Below are 20,367 nucleotides of genomic sequence, written 5' to 3' on the forward strand. Positions count from 1 at the left end.
GGGCGAGCATGGCTAGGTTAGCGGGCTATGGGGCCGGGGTCAGCGTTGAGGTGCGGGAACAGATCACCAACCCTTTCGCACCACGTGTGAGTGCTACATAGAGGTTTTGCGCGCTCATGCTCTCTGGATAAAGGACCACGGCAATGTCTGCCTCGAGACCTTTCAGCAGGAGAGTGCTGCCGACTGCTTTGCGCGCAATGGGACGGCTGAGGTGACGATTTCGCTCCCGGGCTTGAAGCGCGGCTCCCAATAGATCTTGCTCTTGGTTAATAACGCTTCGCATGGCTGATCGACAGCAGTGCAGAATCTCGGGTCGATAGACCCGAGTGCCTGTCTGTTCGGCCAAGGCGTCCACCAGCCGTAAGGCGCTAGCCATGCTCCGCTCGGACTCAAAGGCGACTGCCTCAGCTTCTACAGGAGTTGGAGGGGTCTTGGCTCTCCCTCTACGAATGGTGCCGACACGCGTCACAAGATTTGGCGCGCCGACACCCGTCATCATGAGAGCGGAAAAGGTGGCCAAGTCCTGCAGCGCAGTAGGAGCCTGAAGATTGAAATGCCTCGCGAAGTTGACGAGGTCTCGCATGTCCACGGCTTCTACCGCCATTGCCCCAGGCGTTTGGCTGGTGAGCTGATGGCGCCCTTGGACATTCATGGACTCGCCAATGACCAGAACCGTTCCTTGGCTGCCAGGCGCATTGGTTCGTGCCGCAGTCAGCCTTTGTTGCACCTCACGACCGGCAACCAGCTGGATCCACCGAACGGATGGCGGAGCCGTGGTCAGATCAATGGGTAAGCTCGCCGTAAGAGCATGCCTTTGGGAGAGCAGCCACTGGCCCAGCTCTTCGTTACCTGCAATCTGCCAGCGCCAAGGAGTTCGAAGGCTACCCTCGGCTGGGAAGGATGATTGAACGTCCCGTTCCCAGTGAACCAGCCGATTTCCGCCAAATCCGAAGATGGCCTGTAAAGGGTCTCCGAGGACGCAGGTGGGCAAAAGGGAAGCGAGGGCGGACACGATGGAGTGTTGGACGGTGCTGCAATCCTGATACTCGTCAACCAACAGCCGGGCGTAGGTGGCTGCGATGGGTTGAGCGATATGCCCCGACTCCAAGAGTCTTCGGACTGATTCACGGATCGCGGGATAGTCGCTACTCGCGTTGTTGAGCTTCAAGAGTTCGGGATGATGGCCACTGCGCGTCGGGAACTTGGCGATGAGACGCATGGCGAATCCATCAATCGTCGAGAGTCGATAGGCAGAGCAGGGAACCCCCGCGCGTTTCAAGCGTGTCCTCAACGCGGTGACGCCAGCATTTGTGTGAGTTAGAACAAGGACCGGCCTGTCCCCAGCGTGGGATTTCAGCGCGTCGGCAATCAGCTGAGTTTTGCCGCACCCTGCTGGGGCGGTAATAGATCCGCGTTGGATGGCTAGCAGATCGATGTCAGGCGGCACGGGTAAAGGCCCAGAGTTGGTCTACTACTGCCTTAAAGCTGGCGTCCGCATCGGCGTAGCCGCGAGAGACGATATCCAGGACGATTGACTGGTAAGTCGTGAGAGACTTGAACCAGCTCTTCTTTTTGGTGCGCGAGACCTCGCCAAGCAGTACGCGAATATCGAGCGGATACGGCGACTTCGGCCTCAATGCTTCGATGGACGCCAAGCTTGTTAGACCGTTCGATTTGGCAACCAGCTGTTGGTTCACAAGGTCTTCACCGACACGCTCTTTAGCCTTCAGGAGCAGGGCATCAATTGATGTGTCAGGAAGGCAGAGGAACAGCTCGTCCTCCAACGTCATTCCTGCCCGCCAAGTCGTGAGGCTGCCACCTGATTGGAGATATGCCTCTGCAACACCTGGCGCGGCGGGCTTGTCAGCGTCGATGAAGACGAGGACTCGGTAACCCAACTTCATAAGCGCAGTTGCACGGGCAAAAGCGTTATCCGGAGTGCCTCCGCCTGCGTTGACGTATGCACCACCTAAAGCCAAATAAGATGGTTCTTTGTTGGCCACTCCCCATAGATCGAGGCCACGCACAAATCCCACCTCGCTTGCTCCCTCGCACACAATCACAGACTTCGCCAGGAAAGCTTCCGGGTCAGTCCGCAGCGTGCTTTGAATCTCGTCGGTTGAGCCAGCGGAAATGACGACATGGCCAGCCGGTCGTGGTCGAACCACAAGTAGCTGCTCACCTGAAAGCTCGCGAAGTGCCACAGGGGAGTGTGTTGTGAGAAACGCTTGGAGAGGCGGGGGCGTCTCCTTGGCTCCCAAGGAATCCAGCAGCCGCATGAGCCGATGGGGTTCCAATCCATATTCCACCTCATCCACCAAGGCAATCGGCGCTGACTCCGATGCGGCCCGTTGAAGTCCAGTCACCAAGAGTCGAGAAGAACCCGTACCAAGTGACCGAAGGGGGATGCCTGCCTCGCTGTGGAGCGCGATGGCGCCTTCGCCGATGGAGACGGAGTGCGAATCGAGTAAGGCTTGCGGCATCGACCCGACGTTAACCCCAAGGCTCTGGGCCGTTGTTTGGACGATTCCGAGTGTCTGACTCAGGTGGGGCGACGCTTGAGCGCCAAAGTTGGCGCGTGCCTGACGCGCTGCGAGAGCGAGCTGGGCTCCCAATTCTGCGCGTTCGTCGGTTAGCCGGTTGAGGACCGATCCGCGGCTCCAAGACAAGTTGGAGCTTGCAAAGCTGCCTATACGTGCCGGGGCCAATGCGATTCGTTCTTTCCAAGGCAGGCTTCGTTCCAAGCCTTGTTGAAGCGACCTATCGGAAACCAGCGTCCAGCTGGGCTCAAGGTCCGCCCCGACTTGAAGCTGCAGGGTAAGCACCGTCTCCAGGCCCGCGGCGGGTTCGTCTTCGAGGGTGTCAAATACCGCATCGAACCCTCGCAAGAAGTCCCCATAGACATCAATGTCCATCAGCGATGCTGGCAGTTCCCCGAATGTCACGGCAATACGAATTGGCTCTGAGACATCGAGGCCAAAAAAGTCCATGTCGCCGAAGGAGATGCTTCGTCGAGCACCCAAGCACAGGTCGATGGCATCGAGGATGGTGGATTTGCCACTGTCGCCAGGACCGATCAAACAGTTGATGCCCGGAGCTGGCGCCCAGTCGAGTGCCTTGATGGACCGAAAATTCCGGATGGCCAAATGGCGAATTCGAGGCATGGGGGCGTCCTGTAAGAGGCATGGTCAACGATCCGTGTAGGACGCGGACTGACACCAACTTCGACCACGCCCCTGAGGCAATCCTAGCCCTAAAGCCTTCTGCCAGTCATCCGCTCATTGGTGGAACTTGGCGCCATGACAAAGCTACTTCGCGAACTGCCCCCGCTTTAGCTCGGTAACACCGAAAGAACAGTTCCAAATTCACTTCTTCCGTAGTCGCCTCGCCCCTATACAAGAAGGCTAAGCATCCTGGACGACGGAGGTCCACTCATGGCCGGAAGAGGACATCAATTAGGTCGTAAGGTAATGAAGTACCACGCTTCAAAACGCTGCCTGGGAACTTGGATTGGCCATTGCGATCGTAGTCGCCTCGCCCCTATACAAGAAGGCTAAGCATCCTGGACGACGGAGGTCCACTCATGGCCGGAAGAGGACATCAATTAGGTCGTAAGGTAATGAAGTACCACGCTTCAAAACGCTGCCTGGGAACTTGGATTGGCCATTGCGATGCCCTAGGATTATTGGGTTGACACTCTGATAAAGTTGGACCGAGCTCGAAAGATCCACAGGGAAAGGGGGGGGGGCGGCATGGCTCGAAATACGTCTGGAGCAGCTGGGCTGGTGGTGGTCGGATTTTTCGCATTACTTGTCGCAATGTGCAATGGGGGCGGGCAGCGCGACTCACAGCGCTCCTCAGTGGATCAGGCACCGGTCGCTCCTCCGGCTCAGACGGAATCCTCTCGTCCGGAGATGACAGAGACGCAGTTCGTGTCAACCAGTACGCTCAACCAACGGTCTTCTCCCAACGGACAGATCATCGGAAGGCTCGACGGCGGCGACTCTGTTGTGGTGTATGAACGCAAAGGAGCGTGGGCACGAATATCGGCCCAGGGCGCCCCTGCCAAATGGGTCAGCTCGAAGCTACTTTGTAGCGGAAGCGGCTGCTACCGGCCTAATAATCGGCCCGTGTCACCCTCGCGCGAAAAGTTCCGGCCCGCACGTACCGATTATTCTGATGGGAGCTGTCCGTGCTCTGGATCACGCGTCTGTATTGGTCCTCGCGGCGGACGCTACTGCATTACGTCTGGAGGCAACAGGCGCTACGGTGTGTGACCAATCTGGCTGCCTACGTCGGCTTCTGGCCGATAGCGGACATAGGCCCCGCGGCGAATGTCCACCTCTTCTTTGGCGATTCGGTCAGAGCTCAATTCAATCTGATCAACTGCCTACCAGCTTGTCGACTTCGCCTGCGAAATGATCTTGGGATCTGGGAAGCTACCCTTGAGAGTGCACCGAGGCGACCGCGATGCCGGCCGGATTTCCCCTCAGGCGCTATGCCAGTCTACAATATACCGTCAAATACCCAACGGATCGGCTAGCGATGACTCCACCCTGACGCTTGATTGAAGAAGCGACCCAGACACTTAGGTCTGGAAGGGTGCCTGTTTCTTTCGTTTGGCGCGCACTGCTGTGCGCGGAGATCATTTTCTATGTCTGCAATTTATCCCCTGCGCCAGCAATGGCTCGGTAACATCCGTGGTGACCTGCTGTCGGGCATTGTCGTTGCGCTAGCCCTGATTCCTGAGGCAATCGCGTTTTCCATCATCGCCGGCGTCGACCCAAAGGTAGGTTTGTATGCCTCGTTCTGCATCGCCGTCATCACCGCCATCGCCGGTGGCCGCCCTGGCATGATCTCGGCTGCGACCGGCGCCATGGCGTTGGTGATGGTCACGCTGGTGCGCGAGCACGGCATTCAGTATCTGTTTGCCGCCACCATCCTTGCCGGCGTCCTGCAGATGCTGGCCGGCGCCCTGCGGTTGGGCTCGCTGATGCGCTTTGTGTCGCGCTCGGTGGTGACCGGATTTGTGAATGCACTGGCGATTCTCATTTTCATGGCGCAGCTTCCCGAGCTCATCGGCATGCCGTGGATGGTGTATGCGATCTGTGCTGTGGGTCTGGCAATCATCTACCTGCTGCCGCTGCTGACCAAAGCCGTTCCTTCGGCATTGGTGGCGATCGTGGTTCTCACGGCCGCTTCCATGTATTTCGGCTTCCAGGTACGCACCGTAGGCGACATGGGGGCGCTGCCTGACAGCCTGCCGTCGTTCCTGATTCCGGATGTGCCATTCACCTGGGAAACACTCCAGATCCTGCTGCCGGTTTCGGCGACTTTGGCGGTCGTTGGCTTGTTGGAATCGCTGATGACCGCGCAGATCGTCGAAGACATGACCGATACCCCGAGCCAGAAGAATCGCGAATGTGCTGGCCAAGGCTTGGCTAACACCGTAACGGGCTTCTTTGGGGGCATGGCAGGCTGTGCAATGATCGGCCAGTCGGTGATCAACATCACTTCCGGTGGCCGGGGCCGTCTCTCGTGCCTTGTGGCCGGCGTGGTTTTGCTCCTTCTGGTTGTTTATGGGTCAAACCTGGTGAGTCAGATTCCAATGGCCGCACTGGTCGCGGTGATGATCATGGTCAGCATCGGCACCTTCAGCTGGCGCTCGCTGCGCGAGCTGGCCATTCATCCCAAGAGCTCTTCGGTCGTGATGATTGGCACGGTCATCGTGACCGTGGCTACCCACGACCTCGCCAAAGGCGTGTTGACAGGCGTGATCCTGTCGGCGGTGTTCTTCACCCGCAAGGTCGGCAAGATGCTGATCATCGACGACACCCAGGTCGAGACCGACTCGCGCGTCTACGTTGTGAAGGGGCAGGTGTTCTTTGCGTCTGCCGGACAGTTCGTGAGTAGCTTCAACTATCTGGATGTCCCCAAGGAGGTCATCATCGATCTGAAGGACGCCCACTTCTGGGACCTGACCGCCGTTGATGCGCTCGACCGGGTAGTGATGAAGCTGCGCGAGCACGGCGCGACCGTTGAGGTGTTCGGTCTCAACGATGCAAGTGAGACCTTGGTAGACCGCTTGGGAAAGCATCGTACGCCAGGCGCCACACGGTCGTCGGGTCATTGAACAGATGAGCGAAGCGGGCACCGAGGGGTGCCCGCTTCCTTTTCGGCAGTCATCGAGTTGACATATGGCAAGGCAATACTTCGATTATTCTAGATAAATGGTTGCGATGACATGCGTCCCCTGAATGTTCTGTTCCTTTGCACAGGCAACTCGGCGCGCAGCATTCTTGCCGAAGCACTGGCCAGCCATTTAGGGCGTGAACGTATCCGCGCTTACAGTGCGGGCAGTCATCCCAAGGGCGTAGTTCATCCGGTGGCCCTGCAGGTGCTCTCGGAGATTGGCTTCGACGTTGCCGGGCTGTCGAGCAAGCCGTGGGAGGCATTCGCAGGTCCGGAAGCACCGCAGATGGATCTCATCGTAACGGTGTGCGATCGTGCCGCGGGTGAAGCGTGTCCCGTGTGGCCAGGCCACCCGGCTACCGCCCACTGGGGCATCCCCGACCCGGCCGCAGTGCAGGGCAGCGCTGAGCAGGTCCACAAGGCGTTCCTGAGCACGCTTCACCAGCTCCAGCACCGTCTCGGATTGCTGTTGGCGCTCAAGCCTGAAGCGCTGGACCGCATGGCCCTGCAATCGCAGGTGCGGGCGCTGGGCAATGGCACCGAGGCTCAGGGGCCAGATGGCAGCGGAGAAACAGCCCCGACGTAGTCGCTGATTTGCCTTGCTGCCTCGCGCGCGTATCGGGTCATCCCAATCAGCGTGGCCGAATCGTCGGCCAGGAAGGCTGGCTCCCGTTGGGTGATCCACGTGGTCTCGGTCACCTTGGAGACTATCGAGCTCCAGCCCGCCGGCAAGAACAGATGCAGGGATTTCCACGCATGCTGCCACGCCCCGCCAAGCGACGTTTCGGCATCAACAATCACATAGGACAGCCCGCTGCGGCGCAGAAAGCAGCCAGCCGAAAGACCCACCTGGCCACCTCCGATCACCACCACATCGACGCTGTCCATCGGGACTTCCTCATGCTGCCGCACCTGGGCGGTTCAGCGGCTCCGTGCATCGGCAGGAAAGTAGCGTTTGCCCAGCCGCAGGGCGACGTGGACCAGCAGAATCAGCACGGGCACTTCCACCAGCGGGCCGATCACGGCCGCGAAGGCTACCGGGGAGGCCAGCCCGAACGCCGCGATCGCCACGGCGATGGCCAGTTCGAAGTTGTTGCCTGCTGCGGTGAACGCGATCGCGGTGGTGCGGGGGTAGTCTTTGGCGATCAGCTTGCCCATGAAGAAACTGATGACGAACTGGATGATGAAGTACAACGTCAGCGGGATCGCGATGCGTACCGCGTCCATCGGAATCCTCAGCACATCGCCGCCCTTCAGGCTGAACATCGCCACGATGGTAAACAGCAGTGCGGCGAGGGTTACCGGGCTGATGGCGGGCAGGAACGTCTCTTCATACCATTGCACGCCCTTGCGCGCCTTCAACCATCGGCGGGTGAGGAAGCCCGCCAGGAACGGGATGCCAAGGTAGATCAGAACAGCCTCGGCGATGGTCCAGAAACTGACATCGATGACGCTGCCCTGCAGACCGAACGCCGGCGGCAACCAGGACAGGAAGAACCACGCATAGACGCTGAACAGCGCAATCTGGAAGATCGAGTTGAATGCCACCAGCCCGGCGACGTACTGGCCGTCACCGCGGGCAAGCTGATTCCAGACCAGCACCATGGCGATGCACCGTGCCAGCCCGATCAGGACCAGGCCGGTCATGTACTCGGGGTAATCGCGCAGGAACAGCACGGCCAGGCCGAACATCAGGAACGGACCGACGATCCAGTTCTGCAGCAGCGAGAGCATCAGTACCCGTTTGTCGGCGAAGACCCGCGGCAGTTCCTCGTACTTCACCTTGGCCAGCGGCGGATACATCATCAGGATCAGACCAATCGCGATCGGGATGTTGGTCGACCCTATGGAGAGGCTGTTCAACGCGCTGGGTACACCTTCGAACAACGCCCCCATGCCGACGCCGAGCGCCATGGCGGCGAAGATCCAGAGCGTGAGATACCGGTCCAGGAAGGACAGGCGGGAGGTATCAGTGGTCATGGGGATTTCCGGAAAGACGGTCAGTTGATCTGTGCGATCGGGTCGAGCCGGGCCTTGAGGGCCTCGCTGTCATCCCAGACGCTGTCTGAGATCTCCAGAAACGCCTTCAGGCGCGCCTTGATGATCTGGTGCGCGCGATCGAACGCTTCGGCTTTCTGTCCGTCCGAGCCTTCAACGCCGGCCGGATCGAACAGGCCCCAGTGCACCCGTACAAAGTCGCCGAACACTACCGGGCATGCCTCGGCTGCCGCGCTGTCGCAGACGGTGACGATCAGATCCATCGGCGCGGCATCCGCTTCGGCGAACTCGTCCCACGACTTGCTGCGAAGGCCGTCCACCGGGAAACCCTCGCGCTGCAACTGAGCAATGGCAAACGGGTTGACGCGGCCGGCCGGCTGGCTGCCGGCGCTGAAGGACTCGTAGCGGCCTTGGCCCCACTTTTTCAGGGTCGATTCGGCCAACACGCTGCGAGCGGAATTACCGGTACACAAGAACAGGACGCGACGGGTCATCTGAGCAATCTCTAAGGTGGGTTGGTCAGCAGCCAGCGGGTCGTTCGCAGGCCTGTTCGTCGGCACAACAGTTCTCCGTGAGATAGGCCACCAATGCGGTCATCGCCTCGAACTCGGCCCGGTAGCAGATCGTCCGACCACGTTGCTCGGCGCTGATCAGGCCCGCAGCCAACAGTTCCTTCAGGTGGAAGGAGAGCGTGGCACCAGGCAAGCAGAGCGTCTGGGCAATGTCACCGGCCAGCTTGCCGCCTCTGCCGGCCTGTACAAGCAGGCGGAAGATCGACAGGCGGGTGGCGTGGCCCAAGGCAGCAAGAGCGCGGGTTGCAGCGTTATGTTCCATGATTCTAGAATAATAGAATCGATTCCGTAGGACAACCCCGTGCAGCAGATCCCCAACTTGGTCCCAGGTGCCTTGGACATCCCGACGGCCACCAAGCTCAACGACCCGGCCGCGCAGCCGCACCGCCCGCGCATCCTGATCCTGTACGGGTCGCTGCGACCTCAGTCGTTCAGTCGCAAGCTGGCGCTGGAGGCGCAGCGGCTGCTGGAACAGCTCGGGGCGGAAACCCGCCTGTTCGATCCACATGAGCTGCCGATGCTTGACTCGGTGCCAGCGACCCACCCAAAGGTGCAGGAGCTGCGCCAGGCCTCGCTGTGGTCGGAGGGACACGTGTGGGTCAGCCCGGAACGCCATGGCACCCTTACCGCGGTATTCAAGAACCAGATCGACTGGCTGCCACTGGAAGAGGGCAGCGTGCACCCCACCCAAGGCCGCACGCTGGCCGTGATGCAGGTCTGCGGCGGTTCGCAGTCGTTCAACGTCGTCAACGCGCTGCGTGTGCTCGGCCGGTGGATGCGGATGGTGACGATCCCCAACCAGTCCTCGGTCGCCAAGGCCTGGCAGGAGTTCGACGACGAAGGTCGAATGAAACCCTCGGCGTACTACGATCGCGTGGTGGACGTCATGGAGGAACTGGTCAAGTTCACCCTGCTGGTACGTGGGCGCACCGACTACCTGGTGGACCGTTACAGCGAGCGCAAGGGGGCCATCGAGGCGGCGGCGCTGGCGGCCGCTGCAGGGGTGGTGGAAACTGTTTTGAACGAGGAGGAAAGTGCGTGAACGCGGTCATCTACCACAACCCCAAGTGCGGCACCTCGCGCAACACCCTGGCGATGATCCGCTTCGCCGGGATCGAGCCGGAAGTGATCGACTACCTGGCCCACCCGCCCAGCCGCGCGCGCCTGGGCGACCTCATCAGGGCCGCGGGCTTGAGCGTGCGCGACGCCCTCCGGCAGAAGGGCACTCCTTATGACGAGCTGGCACTGGGCGATGCGGCACTGAGCGACGACGCGCTGCTTGATGCCATGCTGGCGCACCCAATACTCATCAATCGTCCTTTCGTGCAAACCGATAATGGCACGCGCCTGTGCCGCCCTTCCGAACTGGTGCTGGATATCCTGCCGAAGCTTCCCGGACCATTCCGGAAGGAAGATGGAGAGTTGGTGGCCGAGCACAGGGGAAGCCCGGCGACCTAGTCTGGGTGCTGGGCCGGGCTGGCCGCCTTTGAGAACAACCGGAGATCCTGCCCCATGCCAACGCTCCATCCCGCAAAAAGCGAAAGTGCGTGGCGTGTCTTCCTGGTGTTCCTACGACTGGGACTGACCTCGTTCGGCGGCCCGATCGCCCATCTGAGCTACTTCCGCCTCGAGTTTGTCGAGCGCCGCCGGTGGCTGACGGACCGTAGCTACTCGGATCTGGTGGCCTTGTGCCAGTTACTGCCAGGCCCAGCCAGCAGCCAGGTTGGGATGGCGCTGGGCTTGGCTCGCGCCGGCTGGCTTGGCCTGCTGGCCGCCTGGGCAGGTTTTACCCTGCCATCGGCCGTACTGATGATCCTGTTCGGATTTGGCGTTGCTCGATACCAAGGCATCCTCGAATCCGGTTGGCTGCATGGCCTGAAGATCGTTGCAGTTGCCGTGGTGGCGCAGGCTGTATGGGGAATGGCCCGGACCCTATGCCCGGACCGCCTGCGGGCAGGGATGGCGCTTGTCGCCGCCGTATTGACGCTAGCACTGCCCTCGGTCTTCGGCCAGATGGTGGTGATCATCTGCAGCGGCCTGCTCGGTCGCTGGGCGCTGAAAATCGAGCCTGCCCAGGGCCAGTTAGCTTGCAGCTATCCCGTCTCGCGAAGAACGGGCTCGGTAGCGCTGATGCTGTTGGTGCTGCCGCTTGTTCTGCTGCCTGTGTGGGTGGTGGCTAGTGGCTCCCCGTTGGCTGTGCTGTTGGAGGGGACGTACCGTGCTGGTGCCTTGGTCTTTGGCGGCGGCCATGTCGTACTGCCGTTGCTGCAGACCGCGGTTGTCCAAAGCGGCACGGTGACCACTGCGGATCTGCTCGCTGGGTACGGTGCGGCGCAGGCGGTGCCAGGCCCTCTCTTCACTTTCGCGGCGTACTTGGGAGCCCTGGCCAAGGGGCCGCTGGGTGGCTGGCTTGGAGGCCTTGTGCTGTTGGCAGTCATTTTCCTGCCAGCCTTTCTTGTGCTCGTGGGGGCGCTGCCGTTCTGGGAGGCCCTGCGCCACCGAAAGGGTTTGCAAGCTTCGATTGCTGGCGTCAACACCGGGGTGGTCGGGATTCTGCTGGCTGCGTTGTACAACCCGGTGTGGACGAGTGCGATCCATGACCGATGGGATGCCGCGATGGCGCTGGTTGCGTTCGGGCTACTGGCCCTCGCGCGTACACCGCCGATCTTGGTTGTGTTGCTGGCTGCCATGACGACCTGGGCCCTGCCACGGTAACGCCGCCAGGTCAATCAGGCGCGCCTCTGCAGCACAACATAACGTCTGCTTCTGGCCAGCAGCGGTCATTCACAATCCCTCGGTCAAGTCGAGTCGCAGGACGCGAACGTGACAGGCCCTAGCTAGAGATGTTATCTCGCGCGACTATTCTCTCGACCAGTGTATTGATCGCCGCCTCCATGGCGTGGGCAGTCTTGTCGCCGCTCTGGTTGGTGATGACGAAAATGCCAAGGTCATACTTCGGCATGATGTAGATATAGCACTGCGAGCGGGGCACACCACCATGATGGGCATAGTAGGTGCCCTTCAAGTGGTCGCCGCCGACGATGTTCCAGAAATAGCCGATGCTGAACTCGGAATCGAATTCGACAAGAGTACGGTGTGATTCCGTCACGACGGGCCCACCGGCCAGCTGGAACTTGAGGAACTTCACCATTTCCGGAACGGTCGCCTTTACGTTCCCCGATGCTCCCCAAGGCAACTCCGGCATGGGCGAGGTCGGTACCGCGTTGTCACTGTGGTAGCCGACCGCAAGCCGGGGCGCCTCAGCATCGCCCAGCCTGATTCTGAGGTCCGCCATTGCCGCGGAATCGCGGAAGAATTCGCGTAACAGCGACTCATAGTCGCTCTTGTAAACCGTCTCCAGAATATGCGCCGCCAGTTGGGTTCCAGCACTGGAGTAGGCGTAATCCTTTCCGGGCACCTGGTGAATCTCGACGGCATGCAGGTCCCTGAAGAAATCCGCCTTGCCATAGCCGGCGTAAATGGCATTGAGTTCACGAGGCGTACGCTGATCGGTGAAGTCCGCGAGCACCGTGTTCGCGCGTTCCGGCAACATGTTCGGAAGACCGCTCGTATGCGACAGCAGGTGACGGATGCGGATGGGGTCGCCCTTGTACTGCAGGTTCGGATAATTGCCGTGCAGATACTCCCGGACATCGTCGTCCAGCCCCAGCCTGCGCTCCAGGACGGCATTGGCCATCAGGGTCCCTGCCATGGTCTTGCTCAACGAACCGATTTCGTAGAGGGTCGCGTCGGTCGGAGGGCTCAGCCTGCCGGCTTCCATGTTGCCGCGATGACGGATGAATTCCTGGCCCCGATATACGACTGCGATCGAGGTTGAGTGGAGCAATGGCTGCTGTATCAGTGTTGCGGCCACCTCATCGAGGTCCGCCCCGAGATCCTTTGCCGGCACATGCTCGCCCTTGCAGCCGGCAGCCAAGAACACGACGGACAATACGAAGTAGTTGAGCCACCGCCCGTTTCGAACAATCCTCGAAATCGCTTGCATGCGTCTGTGCTTGAAGGGTTGTGGCAAGAACTCTCAAGATAGCCGAACACCGAGGGCCGCACACCTGTCCCTGTTCTCGCGGCGGCCGCCCCTGGCGCCAGCCAGAAGGTGTGCGTGTGGACGTCCGCTTCGTGTCGAAAGCACACGTCGTCCCGGAGCTTCGTCGGCATCAATGGGTGGAGTCGTTCGTCCGCGACTGGTAGAACTCGCCGATGCGTCGAACAAACCGCTGCGGGTTCGCACCGGCAAGATTGGTCAGCACGATCACGGCCAAGTCTTCGTCCGGGTAGACGACGAATGCCGCGCGGGCACCGCCAATGCCTGCGACCTGGCGCGGGCGATCAGCCTTCAACACCGGCCAGCCTAAGGCCCAATCGCTTTTCGCCCCGCTGTTCAGTGGCTCTTGCTGCCACATGCGCTGGACATGTGCATCATCGATCAACTGGTCCTGCGACAGCGCAATGATCCAGCGCGACAGCTCTTCGGCCGTCGTCTGGATTCCGCCACCCGCCCACAGGCTGTAGGGCATTTCATAAATCCAATGCGACAGGCGCTCACCGTCGTCCGGTGCCAGCGAGCCCCGCGGCGACACGCTGTAGATCGTGGCGGCTCCGGCAACCAGGTCATAGCTGTCACCGAACGTGGTGGAGGGCATGCCCGCCACATCGAACTGTCGCTGCGTCACGAATCGCTCGTACGGTTGCCCGCTCAACTTGACGATGATCCGCGACAGCAGGCCGTAGTTGGTCTGGTTGTACGAAAACTGTTCGCCTGGCGATACCTCCAGAGGCCGAGCCTCGACCGCGCTCCATGCCTCCGGCTCCGTCGCACCGCCAAAGGCCCCCTGCGAGTCGATGATCTCCGGAAGGCCTGATGTATGCCCCAGCAGCTGCCGGATCCGCACCCCACGCCAGGTCGCGGGCACATCGTCCAAATAGCGTGACAAGGGGGCGTCCAGGTCCACCCGCCCGTCCTGGACCAGTTGCATCATGGCTACGCCGGTGAACGACTTGGTGGCCGAGTTGATCGGAAACAGCGTCTTGCCGGTAACAGGCACCCGGTTCTCGACATTGGCGAACCCGTAGTTCTCCAGCAGCACTACTTTCCCATATTGCACCACTGCCAACTGGAGGCCCGGAATCCGGTGCTCCTGCATGGCCTGCTGGATGAAGGCCCTGGCCTTGCTGTTGGCTGCCTTAAGAGAACCGGCCGCAAGCGCCTGGGCTGGAAGCCATGCCGACAGGGCAACGGTCAGCAAGGCGGTGCGCAAGAGTGCAGGCAGCATAGATTTCCCTGGGCCAGGTCGTCTGGAAAATGGATTGGCGAGTGCCGACGGAACCGATGCCGGCCGGCAACCTTAGGCCCAGGCACCCGGGCACGACAGTGCAAAGAGTCATGCTCACAATAAGGTGGAGCGCCTGCTGTTCGCCCGCTGTCACATCAACTGCGACTAGCTGAAATCTTTGATCGCCTACCTGGCAGGGCATTCCGCGCACCAGCATCCTGTTCGATCTGATGACTAATGATTCTCAGGACTTGCTGCGGTACCGGTGTGCGGCTACCTCGCTATCACTACTTGATCAGGAAGTCATTCAGTGATTTTCCGCTTGCTACCAGCTCGGCTATCCATCGCGGTTGCCGCCCTCGACCGGACCACGTCTGGCCGCGCACTGCAGGATTGCGGTACTTGGGAGCGATCTTGGGCACTGTCGATTTGGCAGGCCTCCGATCACCTCGCTTCTTGGCGGTTTCGGAGGGCACGATCACTGAAGCGCCGTAGAGTTCCTCTATCGTGTATCCATGATCCTTGACGTACTTGTTGATCTTGGCGCGCATCGCTGTGGCCTTAGGGCGTGACAGCACTTTGGACTGCTGCTTCTCCGCCTGAGCAATCAGTGAGCGAAGTTCCTTGGCAGAAAGGCCGCTGATATCAATAGTCATGAATTCTTCCCCGATGTCGAGGCCCTAGCCTATTCTCAAATGACATTGCGTGTCACTCCATGTCCACTATGAGTCGCTCAATCTCAGGATCGACTACTAAAAAGTTTATCGTGTTAGCTACTCTCTCACTGCACATGATTTTCACGTGGCATATGGACCTGAGGACTAAAGACGCGCAGTGAGTGATTGCTGTGGTGTCGCCAAGAGTTCTTTGAGATCGCCAGTTTGAGGCATTGGATGAATCGACGTTAGACTCAAGCGCTTTCCGTAGCAGATCAGGGAGGCAAGGCGCATAACCGTGAGATCAATTCCCTTCATTGTCGCTGCCGCGTTGGCGGGAACTTCGCTGGCTGCAGATGCTTCTGAGGATAACCTCCATAGAGATCCTTACTTTGATCCAGGAGGCGCCGTCAGGTTCAACTATGGCTGGCTCGACTACGGGCCGACCAGCCGCCTGCAGCTTGAACTGCTGCGTGCAGACCTTGACGCTGGAACCGGACCGTTTTCCTTCTCTGCCCAATACCGCTGGTACGATGGCTTCGACGCCGTGCATCACGCCTACGCGGGCTGGCAGTTCTCCGATGCTACCCAGCTCAAGGCAGGTATCCAGCAAGTCCCGTTCGGGCTGCTCCCCACCGTTTCGCAGAGTTTCTGGTTCGGCTCCGGCTACTACCTGGGCATCGAGGATGATTACGATCCGGGCCTTGTGGTGATTCACCGCAGCGGCAGCACAACTTGGCATCTTGGCTGGTTCTCCGGAGACGAATACGGGTCCGGGGCTCGCTACGATCGCTACTCCTTTGATGTCGCGCAGACCGAGGCGTTGCCGTATCGCGAGCGGCAACGACTGCATGCACGCGTGGAGAGCGCGCGCGACTGGGGCGGCGGCGAACTGTTGCTGGGCGCATCAGCGTTTGCTGGCAAGGTGCAGAACACTCAGACACGGCGTCACTACGGTCATCAGGGCGCGGCCCTCCACGCACAGTGGCAGCGCGATGGTTGGACCGCGCAGTTGCAGTGGGCGCGGTACCGGTATGCCGTGCCCGGAGATCGCATCGCAATGTCGGCGTTCCAATCCCCCTTCCAGGTTGCAGCGCAGGCGGATGTGCCAAGCGCCAACATCGCCTATTCGTTCGGCCAGAAGGGCTGGCTGGATGACATCACCTGCTATAACAACCTCAGCATGACCCGCCCGGTCGGGCACCGCGCGGGCCTTCGTGATTCGTGGCAGAACGTGACCGGTTGCAGCCTGCAGAAAGGCATCATGCTCACCTATGTCGACTGGATCGCTGGCCGCAACATGTGGTTTGCTGGTGGTGATGGTATCGGCATCGACGAAGGAGGCCCTTCCAGCTGGCATTCGCGGCTGAACCTCAATATCGGCTTCTACTTCTGATCGGCCTCGCGCAAGCCGCAGGTTTTTCCACCCAATAACACGGAGGTATCCATGCAGAGCACGGCTCCGCAACATCCCCCCGTTCGCCAGCGGATCCTTCCGCAGGTGTTCATTCCCACGGCAGCCATCGTCATCGCGCTGCTGGCGCTTGCCGCCTTCGCGCCCGAAATGGCCACGCGGTGGTTCACCGCGGCCAAGTCATGGGCCGCCAATGATGCAGGTTGGTTCACCATCCTTGCAGTAGCCGGCTTCCTGGTCTTCGTCGTCGGCGTCGCCATCAGCAGTTACGGCCGCATCAAGCTCGGCCCTGACCACAGTACGCCGGACTACAGCTACGGCTCCTGGTTCGCAATGTTGTTCGCTGCCGGCATGGGCATCGGTCTGATGTTCTTCGGCGTTGCCGAGCCCATCATGCACTACGCCACGCCGCCGGTTGGTTCGCCTGAGTCCGCCGCCGCTGCCCGCCAGGCAATGCGCATCACCTTCTTCCACTGGGGCATCCACGCATGGGCGATCTACGCGGTGGTAGCGCTGTCGCTGGCGTACTTTGCGTACCGACACAATCTCCCGCTGCGTGTCCGCTCCGCGCTGTATCCGCTCATCGGCGACCGTATCCACGGCCCGTTGGGACATGCCGTAGACACGTTTGCCGCGCTGGGTACCATCTTCGGCCTCGCCACCTCGCTGGGGCTGGGCGTCATGCAGATCAACGCCGGCCTGAACTACCTGTTCGGCCTGGAGGTCAGTACGCTCGCCCAGGTTGGCTTGATCACCGTCATCACACTGGTGGCCACCGGATCGGTCGTGGCTGGCCTGGACAGCGGCGTACGCAGGTTGTCCGAGCTCAACATGATCCTGGCGGCGGCGCTGCTGGCCTTCGTGCTGGTCTGTGGACCCACCGTGCACCTGATGCAGGCACTGGTGCAGAACACCGGCATGTACGTTTCCCAGCTGTTCTCGATGACCTTCAACCTTTATGCCTACGAACCCACGGGTTGGCTGGGTGGCTGGACGCTGTTCTACTGGGGCTGGTGGATTGCGTGGTCGCCCTTCGTTGGCATGTTCATCGCGCGCATCTCACGTGGACGCACCGTCCGTGAGTTCGTGGTGGGGGTGCTGCTCGTACCGCTTGGCTTCACATTCCTGTGGATGACCATCTACGGCAACACCGCGTTGCACATGGTGCGGGCGGAGGGAATCCAGCAGTTGGTGCAGGCGGTCTCAACCGACAGCTCGATGGCGCTCTTCGAGTTCCTGGAGCACCTGCCGCTGACCATGCTGACCTCTTCGCTGGCGGTCATCCTGGTTGCGCTGTTCTTCGTAACCTCAGCGGACTCCGGTGCCCTGGTAATCGACATGCTCACCTCGAAGGGTGAGGAGGAATCACCGGTCTGGCAGCGAATCTTCTGGGCGCTGCTGGTCGGCGGCCTGGCGATTGCCCTGCTGGTGGCCGGCGGGCTGGAATCGTTGCAGGCAGCCACCATTGCCAGCGCGTTGCCATTTACGATCGTCATGATCCTGATGTGCTGGGGACTGCTGAAGGCCATGCATCTGGATGCCACCAAGCGCTCGATCCTGCGGGAGGCACGTATCCTGCCGGGCACCAGCGAGGATTGGCGGGCGCGCCTGCGCCTGCTGGCGCACAACCCGTTGAAGATCGAGGTGACCGGCTTCATCGAGCAGCGCGTCATTCCTGCATTGGAAGAGGTTGCTGCTGAGCTTCGCAAGCAGGATCTGCCGGTCCAGGTCTCCAAGGGAGAGGATGGTCGTGCGTGGCTACAGGTTGGCCATGGCGAGGAGATGGACTTCTTCTACTCCGTACGGCCCCAGCCCTATGAGCCGCCGACGTTCGCCCTGCAGGATCCCCGTCGGCCGGTCAGCGAGGGCACCCGTCATTACCGTGCGGAGGTCTATCTGCGGGAGGGCGGGCAGGACTACGACGTCATGGGGTGGACCAAGGTTCAGCTCATCCACGATGTGCTCGATCAATACGAACGCCACCGTCAGTTCCTGGACAAGGTGCGCTCGTAGAATCCGTACACAGATGCCGCCCGGAGGGGCGGCATCTGCCTTGGGCCGGGCATGACCCTGCCTTTGACGTGGCCTCGGCACCCGACCGTGCTATTGATGGTCGAACTGCCCAGGAAGTAGCCCATGCTCACCCGACTGAGGCTCGCAGCCAGCAAAGTTACCAAGCGGATGTGGTTCCGTTCGACCCTGTATGGCGCCCTGGGCATCATCACGGCGTTGGCCGGCGCGTTCCTGAAGTTCCTCATTCCCGTTGGCCTTGCCGCACGGATCGGCGCAGATTCCGTCGGCAACATCCTTGGCATACTTGCCGCGTCAATGCTGACGGTCACCACCTTCTCGCTGTCCACCATGGTCTCGGCATACGGCTCCGCATCCAGCAGCGCCACCCCGCGCGCGGCCCGCCTGCTGATCGAAGACGCCCGGGCCCAAGGTGCGCTGGCCACCTTCATTGGTGCCTTCCTGTTCTCGATCGTGGGCCTCATCGCGCTCAGCACCGGCATCTACGGGGACAGCGGCCGGCTTGTGCTGTTCGGGGCAACCATCGCGGTCATCATTGTCATCACAGTGACGTTGCTCAGGGCTATCGAGCAGTTCTCACGCTTTGGCCGCGTTGGCGAAACCATCGATCTGGTGGAGCGGGCGACCAAAGCGGCAATGAAGCGCCGCGCCGCGGAGCCTCGGCTCGGCGGAGCCAGTGCTGTCCCGGTAGGGGAGGGGGCGGTACTGCTGGTTGGCGATCAGGTTGCCTACGTTGAACATGTGGACGTCGCCCGGATCGACGGCATTGCACAGGAACATGATCTGCGCGTTCATCTGCTCTGCCAGCCGGGTACGTTCGCAACTCCGGCCCGTCCCTTGATAGCCATCGAGGGAAATCCACTTCCGGACGTGCAGAGTGAAGTGATCTCAGCCATTTCCTTCAGTGACGCGCGCTCCATTGAGAATGACCCACGGTTCGGACTGGTCGTGCTTGCGGAAATTGCCCAGCGAGCCATGTCACCTGCGGTGAACGACCCTGGGACCTGCATCGACGTCATCGGGACATGTGTCAGGCTGCTCTGTGCATGGTCCAGCCACGCAGGGGACGCTGCGACAGGCGAGGTGCTGTATCCGCGCGTGCACGTGCAGTGTCTCGACGTACGCGACATGTTTGAGGACGCGTTCACTCCGATTGCCAGGGATGCCGCCGCGTCCCTGGAGGTCAGTATCCGGCTGCAGAAGGCCTTCGCAGCGTTGGCAGGGTCCTCGAATGAAGCGACAAGAGTCGCATCACAGGCGCATGCCCGCATCGCGTTGGAGCGCGGCCTATTGGCCATGGATTTCGAAGCTGATCGCGAGGCGCTTCGAGCCGTCGCATCTTATTTGACTCTGGAAGATGTGGACCGCCGTTCGTAGTATCTTCCTATCAAAGCCCTTGAAGCGCTGCGCTGGCTATCAGTGCTCGACTGTGGTCTGGAGCACATCCGGTCAGCTCACCTTCCACAGCATGTATGCGGCAGTAATGAAGATCAGTACTGCAAATACCGTGTTCAGAGCTCCACGATAGTTGGCCAGCTTCGTCGAAGTTGCTGCACCTGCAATACCGCCAGCCACGCCGGCAACGACGAAAACTGCCGCGAGCTTCCAGTTGACCAGACCTGTACGCGCGTAGTTCAGTGCGGTGGTCATGCCAAATGCGGCGACGGCGACGAGCGAGCTTCCGACTGCGGCGATCATCGGCATGCCCGTCGCGGCCACCAGTGCGGGCACGATGAGAAAGCCTCCGCCAATGCCAAAGAAGCCAGAAAGCCCGCCGGCGGTGGCGCCCAGCCCAATCAGCGCGGGCGCGTTGCCTCTGCCGAGCCGCGCGTCCGTGAGTCCAGGCGTGTTGCGCCTGCGAAGCATGGCGATGCCGACAACGATCATAGCCACAGCAAACAGCGCCAACAGGCTCCTGCCGTCGAACGCCTTGCCCAAGCTGGAACCCAGGTATGCGCCCGCGATCCCCGCCAGAGCGAAGACCGAGGCACAAGGCCAGCGAACGTTCCCTCTACGGGCATGTATCACCAGATTCGACACCGCATTGACCGCTACTGCCAGGGCGCTGGTGCCGATAGCCACATGCGGATCTCCCACTCCGACCACGTAGAGCATCAGTGGTACCGCCAGGATGGATCCGCCCCCACCGACCACGCCCAGGACGAAGCCGACCAGGACGCCAGACAGGCCGCCCAGAACCAACTGCAGCAGAG

The 20,367-nt window shown here is 60.9% G+C and carries 18 protein-coding genes; 8 read left to right on the plus strand and 10 right to left on the minus strand.

The features are described 5' to 3' along the window. Nucleotides 1–25: 25 nt before the first annotated feature. Nucleotides 26–1,447, minus strand: coding sequence for a UvrD-helicase domain-containing protein (locus tag VN11_RS21680; protein WP_049453421.1), 1,422 nt, complete (start codon nucleotides 1,445–1,447; stop codon nucleotides 26–28). Next, nucleotides 1,437–3,164 carry an ATP-dependent nuclease gene (locus VN11_RS00115; protein WP_049453423.1) on the minus strand — a complete coding sequence of 576 codons (1,728 nt, stop codon included), beginning with the start codon at nucleotides 3,162–3,164 and terminating at the stop codon, nucleotides 1,437–1,439. Before VN11_RS00115 ends, VN11_RS21680 begins: the two co-directional genes overlap by 11 nt. 1,490 nt (nucleotides 3,165–4,654) lie before the next feature. On the opposite strand from VN11_RS00115, the gene VN11_RS00120 reads away from it, so the two are divergent. Together VN11_RS00120 and VN11_RS21685 are read left to right on the plus strand one after the other, a co-directional pair. Continuing rightward, entirely contained in the window at nucleotides 4,655–6,133 is a 1,479-nt protein-coding gene (locus VN11_RS00120) for a SulP family inorganic anion transporter (RefSeq protein ID WP_049453246.1), read from the plus strand. 111 nt (nucleotides 6,134–6,244) lie between these two features. Beyond that, a complete protein-coding gene (locus VN11_RS21685; protein ID WP_080353442.1) occupies nucleotides 6,245–6,778 on the plus strand; it encodes an arsenate reductase ArsC in 534 nt (177 codons plus the stop codon). On the opposite strand, the gene VN11_RS22650 is transcribed toward VN11_RS21685, so the two are convergent. From VN11_RS22650 to VN11_RS00145, 4 genes are read right to left on the minus strand one after another with little or no spacing between them, the layout of a single operon-like run. Then, on the minus strand, nucleotides 6,739–7,080 hold the full coding sequence (locus tag VN11_RS22650) for an FAD-dependent oxidoreductase (RefSeq protein WP_049453249.1): 342 nt from the start codon (nucleotides 7,078–7,080) through the stop codon (nucleotides 6,739–6,741). The two genes, VN11_RS21685 and VN11_RS22650, sit on opposite strands and share 40 nt — an antisense overlap. A 33-nt stretch (nucleotides 7,081–7,113) precedes the next feature. Further along, nucleotides 7,114–8,172 carry an ACR3 family arsenite efflux transporter gene (gene arsB / locus VN11_RS00135; RefSeq protein ID WP_049453252.1) on the minus strand — a complete coding sequence of 353 codons (1,059 nt, stop codon included), beginning with the start codon at nucleotides 8,170–8,172 and terminating at the stop codon, nucleotides 7,114–7,116. Between the two features lie 20 nt (nucleotides 8,173–8,192). Beyond that, nucleotides 8,193–8,684 (minus strand): arsenate reductase ArsC, encoded by a 492-nt coding sequence (locus VN11_RS00140; RefSeq protein ID WP_024957947.1) that lies wholly within the window; start codon nucleotides 8,682–8,684, stop codon nucleotides 8,193–8,195. A gap of 25 nt (nucleotides 8,685–8,709) precedes the next feature. Beyond that, the gene (locus VN11_RS00145; RefSeq protein WP_049453254.1) at nucleotides 8,710–9,024 is read right to left on the minus strand and encodes an ArsR/SmtB family transcription factor; all 315 of its coding nucleotides are present in this window, start codon (nucleotides 9,022–9,024) and stop codon (nucleotides 8,710–8,712) included. A 39-nt stretch (nucleotides 9,025–9,063) separates the two neighbouring features. Between VN11_RS00145 and arsH the strand changes: the two genes are divergently transcribed. Genes arsH through chrA form a run of 3 tightly spaced genes read left to right on the plus strand, consistent with a single transcriptional unit; the run spans nucleotide 9,064 to nucleotide 11,477 of the window. Beyond that, a complete protein-coding gene (arsH, locus tag VN11_RS00150) occupies nucleotides 9,064–9,804 on the plus strand; it encodes an arsenical resistance protein ArsH (protein ID WP_053448364.1) in 741 nt (246 codons plus the stop codon). Further along, nucleotides 9,801–10,220: an arsenate reductase (glutaredoxin) gene (gene arsC, locus VN11_RS00155; RefSeq protein ID WP_049468421.1), complete on the plus strand. Its 420-nt coding sequence runs from the start codon at nucleotides 9,801–9,803 to the stop codon at nucleotides 10,218–10,220. The genes arsH and arsC overlap by 4 nt, the downstream gene beginning before the upstream one ends. A 54-nt stretch (nucleotides 10,221–10,274) precedes the next feature. Beyond that, the gene (gene chrA / locus VN11_RS00160) at nucleotides 10,275–11,477 is read left to right on the plus strand and encodes a chromate efflux transporter (protein WP_049453256.1); all 1,203 of its coding nucleotides are present in this window, start codon (nucleotides 10,275–10,277) and stop codon (nucleotides 11,475–11,477) included. A gap of 118 nt (nucleotides 11,478–11,595) precedes the next feature. Here chrA and VN11_RS00165 read toward each other — a convergent pair whose 3' ends face one another. The 3 genes from VN11_RS00165 to VN11_RS21695 all read right to left on the minus strand — a co-directional run bounded on the left by VN11_RS00165 (nucleotide 11,596) and on the right by VN11_RS21695 (nucleotide 14,709). Then, nucleotides 11,596–12,768, minus strand: a complete 1,173-nt coding sequence (locus tag VN11_RS00165; RefSeq protein ID WP_049453258.1) for a serine hydrolase domain-containing protein — start codon at nucleotides 12,766–12,768, stop codon at nucleotides 11,596–11,598. A gap of 169 nt (nucleotides 12,769–12,937) precedes the next feature. Beyond that, complete coding sequence (locus VN11_RS00170; RefSeq protein WP_049453260.1) at nucleotides 12,938–14,053, minus strand: serine hydrolase domain-containing protein; 1,116 nt, start codon at nucleotides 14,051–14,053, stop codon at nucleotides 12,938–12,940. A gap of 287 nt (nucleotides 14,054–14,340) precedes the next feature. Next, nucleotides 14,341–14,709 carry an H-NS family nucleoid-associated regulatory protein gene (locus VN11_RS21695; protein WP_049461414.1) on the minus strand — a complete coding sequence of 123 codons (369 nt, stop codon included), beginning with the start codon at nucleotides 14,707–14,709 and terminating at the stop codon, nucleotides 14,341–14,343. A gap of 298 nt (nucleotides 14,710–15,007) precedes the next feature. Here VN11_RS21695 and VN11_RS00175 point away from each other — a divergent pair, with 298 nt between their 5' ends. The 3 genes from VN11_RS00175 (at nucleotide 15,008) to VN11_RS00185 (ending at nucleotide 19,531) form a co-directional block, all read left to right on the plus strand. Then, entirely contained in the window at nucleotides 15,008–16,105 is a 1,098-nt protein-coding gene (locus tag VN11_RS00175) for a hypothetical protein (RefSeq protein WP_049453262.1), read from the plus strand. Between the two features lie 51 nt (nucleotides 16,106–16,156). Next, on the plus strand, nucleotides 16,157–18,136 hold the full coding sequence (locus tag VN11_RS00180; protein ID WP_049468424.1) for a BCCT family transporter: 1,980 nt from the start codon (nucleotides 16,157–16,159) through the stop codon (nucleotides 18,134–18,136). A gap of 123 nt (nucleotides 18,137–18,259) precedes the next feature. Then, complete coding sequence (locus tag VN11_RS00185) at nucleotides 18,260–19,531, plus strand: DUF2254 domain-containing protein (protein WP_049453264.1); 1,272 nt, start codon at nucleotides 18,260–18,262, stop codon at nucleotides 19,529–19,531. 72 nt (nucleotides 19,532–19,603) lie between these two features. On the opposite strand, the gene VN11_RS00190 is transcribed toward VN11_RS00185, so the two are convergent. Beyond that, complete coding sequence (locus VN11_RS00190; protein ID WP_080353444.1) at nucleotides 19,604–20,365, minus strand: sulfite exporter TauE/SafE family protein; 762 nt, start codon at nucleotides 20,363–20,365, stop codon at nucleotides 19,604–19,606. Between the last annotated feature and the right edge of the window lie 2 nt (nucleotides 20,366–20,367).

It is taken from the genome of Stenotrophomonas maltophilia (assembly GCF_001274595.1).
Classification (GTDB): Bacteria; Pseudomonadota; Gammaproteobacteria; order Xanthomonadales; family Xanthomonadaceae; genus Stenotrophomonas; species Stenotrophomonas forensis.